The sequence below is a fragment of the Jiella marina genome, from assembly GCF_024359545.1.
Classification (GTDB): domain Bacteria; phylum Pseudomonadota; class Alphaproteobacteria; order Rhizobiales; family Rhizobiaceae; genus Jiella.
On the sequence record NZ_JAKQZG010000001.1, the window covers coordinates 468708 to 483197 of the forward strand.

Sequence of the window (14490 nt, forward strand, 5' to 3'; positions counted from 1 at the left end):
AGCGGCGAATGCCGCGAAAAAGGGGGCAGACGGGCCCGTTGCAGGTTCGTCGCGGAGAGGGTGGCAGTTTGACGACCAATCAACAGGTCGCGTCCGTCGAAAATGTCGGCCGCAAACTCCTTGCAGGAATGCTGGTTGCGGCGATTCCGCTGATGAGTTCCTGCGTTTCCGCGATCGACGACACCACGGCGTTCGGCTTTTCTCCCACTTCGACAACCGAACTCGCCGACGCTGCATCGTCCAATTCCGGGGACGCGGACGTTGCGGCTTCGGCCGACACGGAGGCCTCCGCCGCGCAGATCGCGGACGCCGCCGCCTCGGCGACACAGGTTGCCGCCGCCGAGCCCTCCGCAGAGCCCGAGCCTGTCGATCAACGCCTGACCGAAGCACGCCCGGTCGCGGCCTATGCCGGCGGCACGGTGAGCGAGGGCGATCAGGCCTCGTCGAACTCCGCGGGCCAGCCGCAGAAATCCCTCTTCGCCTCCCTGTTCGCACGCTCCGAGGCCCGAACCCCGATCAAGAATGCCGAGCGCAGCAAGAGCCGTCGCGTCATCCTGAAGCGCGAGGCGGCGAGCGAAGGCGGAAGCGATCTTCCGGGTGTCGACCCCTCCTCCCTGTTCGAAATCGGTCAGCGTGCCTCTGCCGATGATGAGGATGCGATCGACGATGTGGTAAGCTCCTACAAGGTGGCTTCGCTCGGCGGATTTGCTCGCCTCGCGCCCAACGGGTTGAAGGTCGCACGTGAGGAAGTTCAGACTTCCTGTTTCCCGGCCAAGCTGGTTCAGCACATCCGGGCGATCGAGCAGCGATTCGGCACCAAGGTGGTCATCACCTCGGGCTATCGCAGCCCCACCCACAACCGACGTGTCAACGGCGCCAAGCGTTCCCAGCACATGTCCTGCAAGGCGGCGGATCTGATCATTCCGGGCGCCGACCGTTTCAAGGTCGCGGCGTTTGCCCGCTCGCTGCCAGGGCGTGGCGGTGTGGGCACCTACTGCCATACCCAGGCGATTCACGTCGACGTCGGCCCGAAGCGCGACTGGAACTGGCGCTGCCGCCGCCGCGGCAAGTAGGGGGCCACTTCTCCAACGGGCGGGGATGAGATCTCGGCATTCGTGGCCGAATCGGAGTTCGAAGATCATCATTCGGCGGTTTGCGCCCGCGATGACGTGGCATCGCGGCAAGAGTGCACGGCGAGTCGGCCTGTTTCGCGCCCACTTCGAAAGAACCATACCCGAGTGCATGGCTTGGGCAAGCCGGTGCGAAGCGCTGAAAACCGTGCCTCCTGCGGCGGATCAATGATCGCCAGGCCCGAAAACTCCGCGCCTCTGCGACCGAAAATCGCCGCGACGAAATTGATGCAGAAAAACCGCCGATCCTCGCTTGCGATCCCAGACGAAGCACCGTATACACCGCCCCGCCGCGCCCATCGTCTAGCGGTCTAGGACGCCGCCCTTTCACGGCGGAAACACGGGTTCGAGTCCCGTTGGGCGTACCACTCTCCATTCCTGATTTTGATGTCGGAATGGAACCGGCCCCTGCTCCGGCTGTTATCAGCCCAGAGAGCGGTGGCCCCTCAGTCTCACCGAACTCTGTTGGCTTGCACACAGGAGCAGATTGCGCGTCGCCGTCGCGTGGCAGCGCAGAGACGCTTCTGTAGAGCTGAGCTGTCGAGCGAGACCTGTGATCCAATCTCGATCGCGCTCTCTGACCGTGTGGTAGCGTTGCTTTGAGAGAGGACCTGAGGGGCCTTCGAGCGATCTGCCTTGTAACTGCGTATGAAGTGAGGTTTGAGCATGGCGCCCCGTCCCGTCTGGAAAGGTCAGGTCCGCCTCTCGCTCGTTTCGATTCCCGTCGAGATCTATTCGGCAACCACCTCGGGCACATCCGTCAGCTTCCGTCAGATCCACCGCGAGAGCGGCAAGCGGGTGCGGAATCAGAAGATCGTGCCGGGCATCGGACCCGTCGACGGCGACGAGATCGTCAAGGGCTATGAAACCGGCAAGGACGAGTACATCCTCCTCAGCGACGAGGAGATCGATGACATCAAGCTCGAGACGAAGAAGACGTTCGAATTGGTCCAGTTCGTCGACACGCACTCCATCCCGCCGCTTTATTTCGACAAGCCCTATTACGTCGTCCCGCAGGACGATCTCGCCGAAGACGCCTTTCGCGTGGTTCGTGATGCCCTGCGCACTTCGCGAAAGACCGGTCTCGGTCAGCTGACACTGCGCGGCAAGGAATATCTCTGCGCGCTGCGTCCCTGCGGAAACGGCCTCCTGCTGGAGACGCTCCATTACGAGGAGGAGATTCGCAAGTCGAAGACGATCTTCGAGGACATTGCCGACGAGCCGCCCGAAGAGGATCTTCTCGAGGTCGCCACAGCCCTGATCGAAAAGAAATCCGGCCCGTTCGATGCGAGCGCCTATACCAACCACTACACCGAAGCGCTGAAGCAGCTGATCGCGGCGAAGCGCAAGTCCGGCGGCAAGTCGTCAGGCGGCCAGAGCGACACCGAGGACGACAGCCAGACGAAGGGCGGCAAGAACCGCGGTGCGTCCGATCTGATGGCGTCTCTGAAGAAATCGCTGGAGGGCGATGACGGCTCGCCGTCGCGAGAGCGCAAGAGCCAGTCGTCGAGCAAGCGATCCAGCTCCTCCCGCTCGTCGAGCAAGACACGCAAGAGCTCTTCCTCGAAGAACGCCAAGAAATCCGCGTGAGGCGTCATGGCAAGCCGGGCCGACCAACTCCTCAAAACCTATCGACAGAAGCGCGACTTCGCGAAGACCGCCGAGCCGTCAGGCGACAGTGAGGGAAATCGCCAAGGCGACGGTCTTTATTTCTGTGTCCAGAAGCACGACGCCACCCGTCTGCATTACGACTTCCGCGTCGAGTGGGACGGGGTGCTGAAGAGCTGGGCGGTGACCAAGGGCCCGAGCCTCGACCCCTCTGACAAGCGCCTTGCGGTGCTCACCGAAGACCATCCCCTTTCCTATGGCGACTTCGAGGGCACGATTCCCGAAGGCCAATATGGCGGCGGCACGGTCATGCTCTGGGACGCCGGCAGTTGGGAGCCGCGCGAGGACCCGGACGAAGGCTTCCGACGCGGGAGCCTGAAGATGCGGCTCTTCGGTCAGAAACTGCAGGGCGACTGGGCGCTCGTGCGGATGAAGGGCAAGGAAAAGCGCGAGAACTGGCTGCTGATCAAGGAAAACGACGAGGCGGCCGACCGGCGCCGCAATATTCTGAAAGCCGACAAGAGCGTCGGCTCCGGTCGGACCATGCGCCAGATCGCCAAGTCCGGCAAAAGCCTCGACGATGTCGATCTGGAGAAGAAGAGCGATCCCACGCCTCCCGCCCCGAAGCGTCCCAAGAACAAAGACGGCAAGCCCAGCGGCGCCCGACCGGCCTTTCGCGAACTCCAGCTTGCGACGCTGGTCGACGAGGCGCCGGAAGGGCGCGAGTGGCTGAACGAGATGAAGTTCGACGGCTATCGGGTTCTGATGGCCGTTGGCGGTGGCAAGGCGACCTGCTGGACGCGCAACAAGAAAGACTGGACGGAGAAGTTCGGCCAGATCGCCGACGCCGCGTCGAAACTCGACTGCGAGAGTGCGCTTCTCGATGGCGAGGTCGTGGCTTTCGATGACAATGGACGCACCGATTTCTCCACCCTGCAGAACCATTTGAGCGACGGCGGTCCCCTCGCCTGCTTCGTTTTCGACATTCTGGAACTCGATGGCGAGGAATTGCGGAAACGGCCGCTCAAGGAACGCAAGGACGTGCTGCGGGAACTCATGGACCGTTCCGGCGACGGCGACGTCCTGCTGTTCAGCGAAGATGTCACCGGGAGCGGACCGAAGGTCTTCGCGAATGTGTGCGAGAACGGGCATGAAGGCATCATCGCCAAGCGGGCCGATGCGCCCTATCGCGGCGGACGGAGCAAGGACTGGCTCAAGGTCAAGTGCACCCGGCGTCAGGAATTCGTCATCGGCGGATGGTCGCCATCCGACAAGAAGGCGCGCGCCTTCTCCTCGATCCTGGTGGGCGTTCCCTCGAAAGACGGCAAGCTCGCCTATCGCGGCCGCGTCGGGACCGGCTTCGACGAGGAGACGCTGACCGCTCTCGCCGAGCGCTTCAAGGACCGCGCGCGCAAGACATCCCCCTTCGATGACCTCCCGGGAAGCATCGCGCGAAGCGCCCGGTATGTGACGCCGGATCTCGTCGCCGAGATCGATTTTGCCGAATTCACCGCCGACGGCCAGATCCGTCACGGCGTCTTCAAGGGCCTGCGAGAGGACAAGGCGGCCTCGGCAGTCGTGGACGAGAAGCCGTCCGAGGCGACCGATGCCGAGAACTCAGGAGGCGATCAGGCAAAGACCCGCGGTCATAGGGGATCGGAGGCAAGACATGCGTCGAAAGGAGAGCGCCGCATGGCTTCGAACGACACGGTCACCATTGCCGGCATCAGGCTGAGCCATCCCGAACGGGTGGTCTTTAACGATCAGGGCGTCACGAAACGCGCGCTCGCTGAATACTACGAAGCGGTCGGGGAGCGCATGCTCATGCATGTCGCCGGGCGCCCCCTTTCCCTGGTTCGCTGCCCGCAAGGACCGGCGAAACACTGCTTCTTCCAAAAACACGCCAAGGAGGGCTTTCCCAAGGAAGTCGGCTCGGTCACCCTGACCGAAAAGGACGGATCCAAAGCCGACTATCTGACCGTCGACAGTGTTCCGGGGCTCGTCGGCGCGGTGCAGATGAATGCGCTCGAATTCCATATCTGGGGCGCGCGCAGCGACCGACTCGAGAGGCCGGACCGGCTGGTCTTCGATCTCGATCCCGACGAGGGTCTCGGCTTTGAGGATGTGCGCGATGCGGCGTTCGACGTCCGCGCCGCGCTGGACGAACTGGGGCTTGCAAGCGTCGCTCTGGTCACCGGTGGCAAGGGCGTCCACGTGATCGCGCCGCTGGAACGGCGGCAGGGCTGGGACGAACTCAAGGGCTTTGCCAAGGGCCTTGCCGCACGCTTTGCCGAGGAGGAGCCGCAGCGCTTCACCGCCACCATGTCGAAGGCGAAGCGCAAGGGGCGGATCTTCATCGACTGGCTGCGCAACGAGCGCGGCTCGACGGCAATCGCGCCTTATTCGACGCGCTCGCGCAAGGGGGCGCCGGTCGCCTGTCCGGTTTCCTGGGATGAGTTGCGCGGGCTGGACGCCGCCAACGGGTTTTCGATCGACGCTGTGATCGAGCGTCTCGCCGATCCGGACCCGTGGGAAGAGGCCAGCGAACTGCGCCAGTCGATCACCAAGCCCATGCTGTCCAGGGTTGGGGCGTAGCGCCGCGCGGTCCGCAGGCACCCAGCCTTTTCGGCCAATCTGCCATTGGCGATGCCGCTGCCTCTGGATTAAGCTTCGACGACGTGCCCGACTGGGAGACCGGCTCACCTGCGGCGTGGCGCGGTTTGGAAACACATGGCGCTCGTGCAGCAATGAATCTCAATCAACTCCGCTTTGCGAGCGCGCTGGCGCGACAGGGATCGTTTACGCGAGCGGCCGAAGAATGTGCCGTCACCCAGCCGACGCTCTCCAATGCCATCGCCTATCTGGAAGAGGAGTTCGGCGAAAAGCTCTTCCTGCGCACGACACGGCACGTGTCGCTGAGCCCGTTTGGGGCAAAACTGATGCCCGAGATCGAGCGGGTTCTTTCTGCACAGGAGAATCTTCTCCGGCGAGCCGAGGCTCTGCGGCATCCTCAGCCCCGATCTGTGAGGATCGGCACGTCGCCGCTCCTCAGCACCCGGTTCCTCGATCTCCTGATCGAACCCTTCCGAGAGAGTTCGCCCGACATCGACCTCATCTTCTACGAAATGAACATGGCGGACCTTCATGCCATGCTCGAGCGGGAGGAACTCGACCTCATCTTCGGTGTGGCGGAGCCGAAAAAGGAACAGCGCAATCGCGCGTTCCTATACCGCGAGACTCTGATGTACGTGCCCAAGGGCCGCGAGCAGCCCTTGCCAGGCGGCGCGCTTCCTGTGCGTTTCGACGAGATTGCCGGCGACGTCTTCGTGATGGTTCCCGATGCCTGCGGACTGACGCGAACCGTTCGCAACATTTTTCGCAGCCACCGTCGTCCGCTTCACGAGTATCCGGGCGAGGCCCTGAGCTATCAGGTTCTGGAGCAGTGGGCGGCGCTTGGCATCGGCGCGGCGATCCTGCCCTCCTCGAAGCTCGCTTCGGTGGATCGCGCCCGCGGAATCATCGACAAGCAGGGCCACCCGCTCCTCGTCGAGTTCGACGCAGTGTGGAACGCCAACGCGGCGAAGGGCGAACCGGTCCGGCAGTTCATCCGCTATCTGCGCGAAACTGCGCCGGCCGCAGCCGAGCGAATGGTGGAGCATGTCCGCCCCGCCGTCGAAGCGTCCGCCTGAACGCTCCGGATCGCGGGCTCCGCTCCAGGGCTACACGGCGGCCTCGACCGCGGCGAGCGCGCCCACAGCCATGAGGCTGCCGGCCCAGATGGTTTCCAGATTGATCCAGGCCTTCGAGAGAACTCTCAGGCCAAGCCAGGCATGAACCAGAGCGGCGCAGAGGCCGCCGCCGATCACCATCGCAAGGGTGTGGACGCCCGCCACCGCCAGCGCCTCCCCGGCCCCACCGCTGATGAGGGTCGAGGCAGCCTGGTGGCCCGTGTCGCCCTCCTCCACCGTGCACAGGCCAAGATAGATCGGCACCAGCATCAACGCCGCGCCATGAGCGAGCGCCACGAGGAAGGACCAGAAGATCAGACGCTGCGGCGCGACGCGCGCAAGAAAGCGCGGGTGACGCCTTGTGACCATGACCCAGGTTCCGAGTGCGAACACGAAGATGCCGCTCACGATCCGGATCGGCCGTTCCCACTCGACCAACGCCGTCAGTAGCGCGAAGGGCGCAAGGACGAGAGCCGTCGCCAGGAAATGCCCGATGCCCAGCATCGCGACCGCCTTCATGAGCGCCGTGCGATTCCGTTCGAACATCGCCGCCGAGACAGCGAGCGGCCAGCCCATCCCCGGGTTGACGCCGTGATAGAGACCGGACGCGACGACGGCCCACCAAAGGGCCGTCGCGGTCATCTGTGCATCCATTACTTCACCGAGGGATAGCAGAAGCTGTCGGTGGAGCAGTCCCCGCCCTCAAGGCGGATCTGGTGGGAGCGGTAGCCCTTCGGGAAGTCGATGAAGAAGTCCGGGTCGAGCGTGATGCCGCCATTCTCGCCCACGTCGGCCTTCACCATCGCAGCCGGCACGCCGGCGGGATAGAACTGGTCGTCCCAGGACGAGTAGAGGGAATTGGTCCAGTAGACCCGGCGTCCGTCACGGCTGATCTCCAGCATCTGCGGGCCGCCGGCAAAGACCTGCCCGCTCGGATGCGCCTCGCGCCGCACGATGCCGCCGACATGGATCGAGCCGGTCAGCTTCGGCTCCATCGGATCGGTGACGTCGTACTGGCGCAATTCCCCGGTGCCCCAGCAGGCGACATAGAGGAAGCGGTCGTCGAGGCTGAGGTCGATATCCGTGACCAGCGGCGGCACGGCACCGAATCCCTTCAGGAGATCCGGCAGATCGGAAGGATCGGCAGGCTCGGCCGGGATCGTCGCGGTCTTCTTGGCGTGGAACTTGCCGTCCTTGTCACGCCACCAGGTCCAGATCGATCCCTCCAGATTGGTGGTGTCGACGACGACTCCGCAGAAGCCGTACTCCTTCACCGGATCGTGGGCGGGACGCACCTCCAGCGCCATCTGATGATTGGCCCCGAGATCGACCGTCTGGATGTTGCGGCGTTCGCGCAGATCCCAGAAATGCAGGCGGTGGCCATACTTGTTGGCGAGGAGATCCTCCGGAACGATACCGTTCTCATATTGCGGCGGCAGGCCCCATTCGCTGGAGACCATGTAGTTGCGCGGCAGATTCCACCAGAAATCATACTGCTTGTCCTGGACGCCGCGATCCATCTCGTAGCGGCCGATGACCTCGAAGGTCTCGCAGTCCATCAGGAACATCCCCGGCGGTCCGTCGGTGCCATCCGCACCACCGCCGCCGAGCGTCGAGATGTAGATCCCCTCCGGCCCGCAATGGACCGTATGCGGCCGTGAATAGCCGGTCTTGGAAAAGATTTCCTCCGGTTCGATGATCTTGTGGATCTTCGCGGCCTTCGGTCCGCCCTTCACGTCGATCACATAGATCCGCGACGAGCGGATGCCGGGGATGATCAGATAACGCCGCTCGAGAAACGCATGGCCGGACAGCGGCGACAGCGCCGAAGAGCACGCGTTCCAGCCGAAATGGTGAAACTCGTCGCCCTTGTAGGGCATGATCACCTGATGAACGATCTTGCCATAGTCCGGTGACTTCGGATCGACGTCGACGACGGCCAGCCCGTCGGGCTGGGAACCGTCCGGGCTCAGCATGAGCGTGTAGGCGAGCGTTTCCGCCGGCGCCTCCATGGCGAGGCGTGCGTTGGCGTGAAATGTCGGATCAGGCCTGATGGTCATGTGCTTTTCCTCCCGAGCGCCGTTCTTGGGCGTGCGCATTCGTTTCAAGCGGAAGGAGAAAGCGAAAAGACGGCTCGCGTTGACAGTTCACACGTGCCTTCTCTTCCGGCAGAGGGTCCTCGGCGATCTTTGGGGCCTTTGTTGGCAGAAGGATCGATCGTGAAACGACCGCACTCTCTGCCGGCTCTCTTTGCCTCCGCCAGGATGCTCTGCTTTTCAGATCTCCTCCCACTCAGGGAGGTTACGAGCAGCTGTCATCCCGGGCCAAATTGTTTTTGCAAATCCAACTTATGCGTTTCGCCAATAAATCCGACGGAACGATGAGGGAGGCATTCACGGGCTTGAGCGAGCAACCGGAGTCGATCGAGGCATGAAGCCTGCCGACGTGCCGAGCGGCGAAGAAGCACGGTCAGCCATCACCCGGAAATATGCCACACAGCCCCATCACAGTAGACGAGGCTGCTGGCCTTGCCGCCTCCGACGGGCCGCCCTCGAAACGCGTTCGGATTGCTGACGCCATCGACGCGGCGCACTTCCCCTTTGCGCTCCCGGTTGCAGGGAAAATCCGCCGTCAGAGACTCGACCGTGGCCGCCTTCAGGAACTTGAAGAAGGCAAGAGAGGAGACGGCTTCCCCCGACACCCCGCCCGTTGCATCGACGCTGAAGCCATTTCCTTCGATCTGATAGGAGGAGAAGGTGCCTTCGTCGAGCTTGACGCCGACGGGGGTCGAACTCCTGACATTGACCGCAGCGGTGCTGTTCGAACCCTCGATCAAGACGCCGCTGGGTGTCTTGCTGGCAGCGCGCACTCCCGCCTCGCTGTTCGTTCCGGCAACGTCGACGCCACGCAAGGAGTTGCCCGTCGTCCGGAACGCGGCCACCTGGTTCGAACCGTTTGCCAGAAACGCCACCGGCGACATCGTGTCGTCCCGGAATCCTGCGCCTGACTGGGTGCCCTTGTTCCAGAAGCCGTAGATGGCCTTCGCGCTGTTGCGGAAGGCGGCCTCCCCCAAGGTGATCGCATCCACTCCCATATTGGTTCCCACGTCGACCCCGCGGAGGGCATGATTGGCAGCGACCGCGATCGCCGCTCGGCGAACCGGCCACTGATCGAGTGCGGCGGAGACGGACAGACCATCCCGTAGAGCCGGGGTGCCGTCGACCTTCCGACCGTCCACCGTCCTGTAACGCGGCTGGTTCTTGGTCCCGATCGCGATGGCGTTGGTGGACGTGGTGGCGCCTTTCGGCGTGATGAGGATCACGGTACAGGTCGATTCCCTCTCGCAATCCATTCCCGAGTTGTTGGTGAAATCGAACTCATGGTTGACGGCAAGGGGTGACGAATATCCGGACTCCAGATCGACATTGTGGGCGGCCGCCCAGCCAGGTCCCCCGCCTTTGGCGAAGACGACCGCGTTGTAGATCGATGTCTGAGCCGTGGTGGCGCCGTAGTTGATCCATCTGAGCTTCACCGTTCCATCGGCAAAGATCTGACCACTCGTGTCGGTGGGAGCCGTGGTTCCCGACGTGCCGCTCTCCTCCACCCTGTAGGTGCGATCGCCCAGACCGTCGGCGAAAGAGATCTTGATGTTTTCGCCCCTGCGATAGCTCGTATTCGCCGACCAGCGGCGAACTGCACCGGAATTGACAACGGTCTCGATCCCCAAAGTGTTCTGCTGGGCCTCCGCGCCGGAGCCCGCCGGATTGTCGGGATCGAGAAGGCGCGTTTCGGAGCTGATTAGCAGAGAGGAAATCATGTGCCGCCAGCGGCCGTCTCCCGCCGCCTGCGGCGATCCCGTCGGAATGCACCCCAGGACAGAGCAATAGCCGACGGAATTGCCTGGAGCGAGGACGATGAGGTCGTCCAGCCTGTCGGACTTCGTCCGGCCCTGCGCTCGCTGTCCAAGGCTCCAGTCCACGGGGACGCCGTTCGGCATGAGTATCCGGCCGAGTTTCGTCTCCGGAAGCAGTTCGACATCCGGCAGTGTCTGCGCGCCAGCGGGCGATACGGCGGCGGCAAGGCTCAAAGTCAGGATCAGGAAGGCGCGAAACATTTGCGGAACTCATGACATTAGCGACGGCCGCCCATACCGCATCTTGCGATACAGACGAAATCTCCCCGCCGTCAAAACCCCTGGCTTGTGCGAGCGCGAGAGCGCAGGCTTTGACGCAAGGCATCGCGAAATGGAGCTTGTGTGTCGGCAGCCGGACGTCGCCCTCGTCCGCGACCCTGTCGCTAAACGCGCCCCGTCCCGGGGGACGTTCGGAAATCTCTCAACCAGTCGAGGCCCGAATCTGTGCCCCCGCGTGGCTTGTACTCGGCGCCGAATGACCCGGCGTAGCCAGCGGCCGCGAGCGCCGGGAGCAGTCGGTGATAGGCAATCTCTCCCTCGTCCGGCTCGGCGCGTGAAGGGACGGCAGCGAATTGCACATGGCCGATCAGGGCGCGATGGGCCTTGAAGCGTTCGAGGAGATCGCCGCCGGTGATCTGCATGTGGTAGCAGTCGAACATGATCTTGAGTTCCGGCCGGCCGAGCCGTTCGATGATGGCAACGGCCTTGTCGAGACCGATCAGGAAATAGCCGGCGGCATCGCGCGGATTGAGCGGTTCGAGCAGGACGATCATGCCGGTGTCGCGGGCGCGATCGCAAGCGTACAGGAGATTGGCGTCGAAGACGTCGGCTGCTTGAGGATCGCTGGTCTTGCCGGCCATGACATGCACCGCCTGAGCCCCGATCGCCGAGCCATAGTCGAACGCCTCGTCGATGGTCGAGCGGGCTTCCGCCTCGCGGCCGGGCACGGCCGACAGGCCAAAGTCGCCCTCCTTCGAGCCTTTGCGCGTGTTGAGACCCAGCATCGGCAGGCCAGTCTCCGCGAGCGCCGCCTTCACCGCCTCGCGATCCGCGTCATAGGGCCAATGGCATTCGACTGCGTCGAAGCCGGCCGCCTTGGCGCGGCAGATCGCGTCCGGCAGAGCGAGTTCGGTCCAGAGAAAGCCGAGATTGGCGGAAAAGCGCATGGTCACTCCCACTCCACATCGAATTGGCGCACGACCCGGCTCACCTCTTCGCCGGTCAGAAGCCTTGGACCCAGACCGCGGGTGATCAGGGCAAGCCGCGCGGTCGCCTCCAGCTCCTCCATGGCGTTGACCGCCGAGCCGAGATCCTTGCCCGCTACCACCGGCCCGTGATTGGCGAGCATGACGGCCGAGCGCTTGCCGGCAAGGCCGCGGATGGCATCGCCCATCGCCGGATCTCCTGGCAGGATGAAGGGCAGAAGCTTCACCTTGCCGAGCTGCATGATCGCGTAAGGCGTCAGTGGCGGCAGCATGTCGTTGGGATCGACGTCCGGCATCATCGACAGCGCAACCGAATGGCAAGAATGAAGATGGACCACCGCTCCGACCGTGGAGCGGGTCTCGTAGAAGGCGCGATGGAGCGGCACTTCCTTGGTCGGCTTGTCTCCGTCAAGGAGATTGCCGTCCCTGTCGAGCCGGCTGAGGCGAGCGGGATCGAGCTTGCCGAAGGAGGAGCCCGTCGGCGAGACGAGCGCTCCGCCATCTTCCAGCCGCACCGAGATGTTGCCGGTCGAACCATGGGTCAGGCCGCGATCGAAGAGCGAACGCGCGAATTCGCACATCGACTCGCGCAGTCGGGCCATCTCGCTCATTCGGGCCTCCGCTTCAGGACGGCGAGCGCTTCGGCAAAGAAGTCCTCCGCGCCGAAATTTCCGGATTTCAGCGTCAGCCAGAGCGGCCGGTCGCTCGCCTTCAAGGCGGGGACGCCGGCCGCGATTTCCGGGCCGATTTCGAGCGCCGTCAGACCCAGGCCCTCGACGACGGCGCCCGACGTCTCGCCGCCCGCCACGACGAGGCGGGTAATGCCCGTGCTCGTGAGCTGCCGTGCGATTTCGGCGAAGAAGCCTTCGATGGCCGAGGCCACGCGCTCCTTGCCATGGCGTTCCTGCGCCGCCTTGACGGTCTCGGGATCGGCGGAGGAATAGATCAGGGGGGCGGCCTTCGAGGCTTGCGAGGACGCCCAGTCCGCGACCTCTTCCGGCTTCAGGTCGCCGGCGATCAGCCTGTCCGCGTCGATCTCGAGGGACGGATGGTCGGCGCGGTAGCGCTCGACCTGCGCCCGCGTCATGGTCGAGCAGGAGCCCGAGAGGATCGCCGCAAGTCCGCCATCACCATGCCAGGGCGTTCGGCGCTCTTTCAAGGTCGCCGGATCGATCAGATTGGCCGGCAGACCGAGTGCAATGCCTGAGCCGCCGGTGACAAGCGCCATGTCACGCACCGCCGTGCCGATCGCGAAGAGATCATCGTCGCGGATCGCGTCGACCACGATGACCGGCCGGCCGGCCCTGGTCTCGCGGGCGAAGGCCTCTCGGATCGCCTCCGGCCCCGAAAACACCGTTTCCGATGCCACATGGCCGACGCCCTGTTTCGTCTGTGGCGTCAGCCACCGACGCAGATCGGCATCGGTCATCGGCGTCAGCGGATGATTTTCCATGCCGCTCTCGCTGAGGAGCCTGTCCTTCACGAAGAGGTGCCCCTGATAGATGCTGCGGCCGGTGGCGGGAAAGGCCGGGCAGACGATGGTCGACTCGGCGCCGAGCCGCTCCATCAGCGCGTCGATCACCGGACCGATATTGCCTTGGGGCGTCGAATCGAAGGTCGAGCAATATTTGAAGACGAATTGCCGGCAGCCCTGCGCGACCAGCCAGTCCAACGCGCGCAGAGATTTCTCCACCGCTTCATGGACGGGAATGGTGCGCGACTTGAGCGCGACGACGCCTGCCTCCACGGCCGGGTCGGCCGGGCCGGTCGGAACCCCGCAATACTGCACCACCCGCATCCCGCCCTTCGCCAGCGTATTGGCAAGGTCGGAGGAGCCGGTGAAGTCGTCGCCGATGCAGCCAAGAAGCATGGGAGCGCCCTTTCGTTTCCTTCAATCGAGGCTCAGACCGCCGAGCCCCCGCCCTCTTCTTCCAGATAAACGCGGATGATCTCGTCGAAATCGGTCTCGGCCTCAAAGCCGAGTTCGCAGGCGCGCTGCGCCTCGAAAGCCCTCGGCCAGCCCGCGACGATCCCGGCAATGGTGGCGTCCGGCTCGCGCCGGATGCGCCCGGCGGCTTCGGGTCCGACCATGCGTTCCAGGGCCGCAATCTCTTCGCCGACGGTGGCGGCGAGACCCGGCATGGTCAGATTGCGCCGGGGCCCGACTGTCTCCAGATCGAGCGTCGCGGCGTGAATGAAGAACTCGACCGCCGCGCGCGGGCTTGCGAACCAGTGACGCACATCTTCGCCCACCGGCAGAACCGCCTCCTCGCCGTTGATCGGTTCGCGCAGGATGTTCGAGAAAAAGCCTGAGGCCGCCTTGTTCGGCTGGCCCGGTCGAATGCAGATCGTCGGCAGGCGCAGGCCGATGCCGTCGAAGAAACCCCGACGCGAATAGTCGGCCAGCAGCAGTTCGCCGATGGCCTTCTGGGTGCCGTAGCTTGTCAGCGGCGTCAGATGGAAGGAATCCGGAATGCGCTCCGGGAACGGCGCCCCGAAGACGGCGATCGAGGAAGCGAAGACCAGGCGGGGCCGGTAGCCGTCCGCCTCATGGGCGCGGCGAACGGCTTCGAACAGTTCGCGCGTGCCGTCGAGATTGATCCGGTAGCCCTTCTCGAAATCGGCCTCCGCTTCGCCGGAGACGATGGCCGCCAGATGAAAGATCACGTCGGGACGCGCGGCGATCAGCTTCTCGGCCGTGCCTTGCGACGACAGATCGGCAACCTCGGTCTCGACGGCCGGTCTGCCCTCATTGACCGGCGGGGAAACCACGTCGACGAGATGCATCGTCCCGATTGGGCTGGCGCCGATCCGGCCATCTGCGGCCAGCCGCTCGGCAAGCTTGCGTCCGAGCATGCCGGCCGCGCCAATGATAAGGACTTTCATATTCTGAGCGCTCCTTGATG

At 64.1% G+C, this 14490-nt stretch carries 11 protein-coding genes and 1 tRNA gene; 5 read left to right on the forward strand and 7 right to left on the reverse strand.

Annotated features, from left to right (window positions below):
- Positions 1-68 precede the first annotated feature (68 nt).
- The 5 genes from MF134_RS02215 (at position 69) to MF134_RS02235 (ending at position 6427) form a co-directional block, all read left to right on the forward strand.
- Positions 69-1073, forward strand: coding sequence for a YcbK family protein (locus MF134_RS02215; RefSeq protein ID WP_255337749.1), 1005 nt, complete (start codon positions 69-71; stop codon positions 1071-1073).
- A gap of 349 nt (positions 1074-1422) precedes the next feature.
- Positions 1423-1498, forward strand: a tRNA-Glu gene (locus tag MF134_RS02220).
- A gap of 298 nt (positions 1499-1796) precedes the next feature.
- Positions 1797-2720, forward strand: a complete 924-nt coding sequence (gene ku / locus MF134_RS02225) for a non-homologous end joining protein Ku (RefSeq protein WP_255337750.1) — start codon at positions 1797-1799, stop codon at positions 2718-2720.
- Positions 2721-2726: 6 nt separating this feature from the next.
- A complete protein-coding gene (gene ligD / locus MF134_RS02230; RefSeq protein WP_255337751.1) occupies positions 2727-5333 on the forward strand; it encodes a DNA ligase D in 2607 nt (868 codons plus the stop codon).
- A gap of 152 nt (positions 5334-5485) precedes the next feature.
- Positions 5486-6427, forward strand: coding sequence for a LysR family transcriptional regulator (locus tag MF134_RS02235; RefSeq protein ID WP_255337752.1), 942 nt, complete (start codon positions 5486-5488; stop codon positions 6425-6427).
- Between the two features lie 30 nt (positions 6428-6457).
- Here the strand turns inward: MF134_RS02235 and MF134_RS02240 are convergent, their stop codons facing one another.
- The 7 genes from MF134_RS02240 to denD all read right to left on the reverse strand — a co-directional run bounded on the left by MF134_RS02240 (position 6458) and on the right by denD (position 14470).
- Positions 6458-7108 (reverse strand): hypothetical protein, encoded by a 651-nt coding sequence (locus tag MF134_RS02240; RefSeq protein ID WP_255337753.1) that lies wholly within the window; start codon positions 7106-7108, stop codon positions 6458-6460.
- Between the two features lie 11 nt (positions 7109-7119).
- On the reverse strand, positions 7120-8526 hold the full coding sequence (locus MF134_RS02245) for a selenium-binding family protein (RefSeq protein WP_255337754.1): 1407 nt from the start codon (positions 8524-8526) through the stop codon (positions 7120-7122).
- Positions 8527-8942: 416 nt separating this feature from the next.
- Positions 8943-10580 (reverse strand): hypothetical protein, encoded by a 1638-nt coding sequence (locus MF134_RS02250; protein WP_255337755.1) that lies wholly within the window; start codon positions 10578-10580, stop codon positions 8943-8945.
- A 182-nt stretch (positions 10581-10762) separates the two neighbouring features.
- The gene (locus MF134_RS02255) at positions 10763-11545 is read right to left on the reverse strand and encodes a hydroxypyruvate isomerase family protein (protein WP_255338013.1); all 783 of its coding nucleotides are present in this window, start codon (positions 11543-11545) and stop codon (positions 10763-10765) included.
- Positions 11546-11547: 2 nt separating this feature from the next.
- Positions 11548-12195, reverse strand: coding sequence for a 3-oxo-tetronate 4-phosphate decarboxylase (otnC, locus tag MF134_RS02260; RefSeq protein WP_255337756.1), 648 nt, complete (start codon positions 12193-12195; stop codon positions 11548-11550).
- Complete coding sequence (gene otnK, locus MF134_RS02265; RefSeq protein ID WP_255337757.1) at positions 12192-13454, reverse strand: 3-oxo-tetronate kinase; 1263 nt, start codon at positions 13452-13454, stop codon at positions 12192-12194. Before otnK ends, otnC begins: the two co-directional genes overlap by 4 nt.
- Before the next feature lie 32 nt (positions 13455-13486).
- Positions 13487-14470 (reverse strand): D-erythronate dehydrogenase, encoded by a 984-nt coding sequence (gene denD, locus MF134_RS02270; protein ID WP_255337758.1) that lies wholly within the window; start codon positions 14468-14470, stop codon positions 13487-13489.
- Positions 14471-14490: the final 20 nt, after the last annotated feature.

What these genes read in the sequence shown, in the direction of transcription:
- ku (WP_255337750.1), top strand. Translation starts at nt 1,797, where the DNA reads ATGGCGCCCCGTCCCGTCTGGAAAGGTCAGGTCCGCCTCTCGCTCGTT.
- ligD (WP_255337751.1), top strand. Translation starts at nt 2,727, where the DNA reads ATGGCAAGCCGGGCCGACCAACTCCTCAAAACCTATCGACAGAAGCGC.
- MF134_RS02235 (WP_255337752.1), top strand. Translation starts at nt 5,486, where the DNA reads ATGAATCTCAATCAACTCCGCTTTGCGAGCGCGCTGGCGCGACAGGGA.
- MF134_RS02240 (WP_255337753.1), bottom strand. Translation starts at nt 7,108, where the DNA reads ATGACCGCGACGGCCCTTTGGTGGGCCGTCGTCGCGTCCGGTCTCTAT.
- MF134_RS02245 (WP_255337754.1), bottom strand. Translation starts at nt 8,526, where the DNA reads ATGACCATCAGGCCTGATCCGACATTTCACGCCAACGCACGCCTCGCC.
- MF134_RS02250 (WP_255337755.1), bottom strand. Translation starts at nt 10,580, where the DNA reads ATGTTTCGCGCCTTCCTGATCCTGACTTTGAGCCTTGCCGCCGCCGTA.
- MF134_RS02255 (WP_255338013.1), bottom strand. Translation starts at nt 11,545, where the DNA reads ATGCGCTTTTCCGCCAATCTCGGCTTTCTCTGGACCGAACTCGCTCTG.
- otnC (WP_255337756.1), bottom strand. Translation starts at nt 12,195, where the DNA reads ATGAGCGAGATGGCCCGACTGCGCGAGTCGATGTGCGAATTCGCGCGT.
- otnK (WP_255337757.1), bottom strand. Translation starts at nt 13,454, where the DNA reads ATGCTTCTTGGCTGCATCGGCGACGACTTCACCGGCTCCTCCGACCTT.
- denD (WP_255337758.1), bottom strand. Translation starts at nt 14,470, where the DNA reads ATGAAAGTCCTTATCATTGGCGCGGCCGGCATGCTCGGACGCAAGCTT.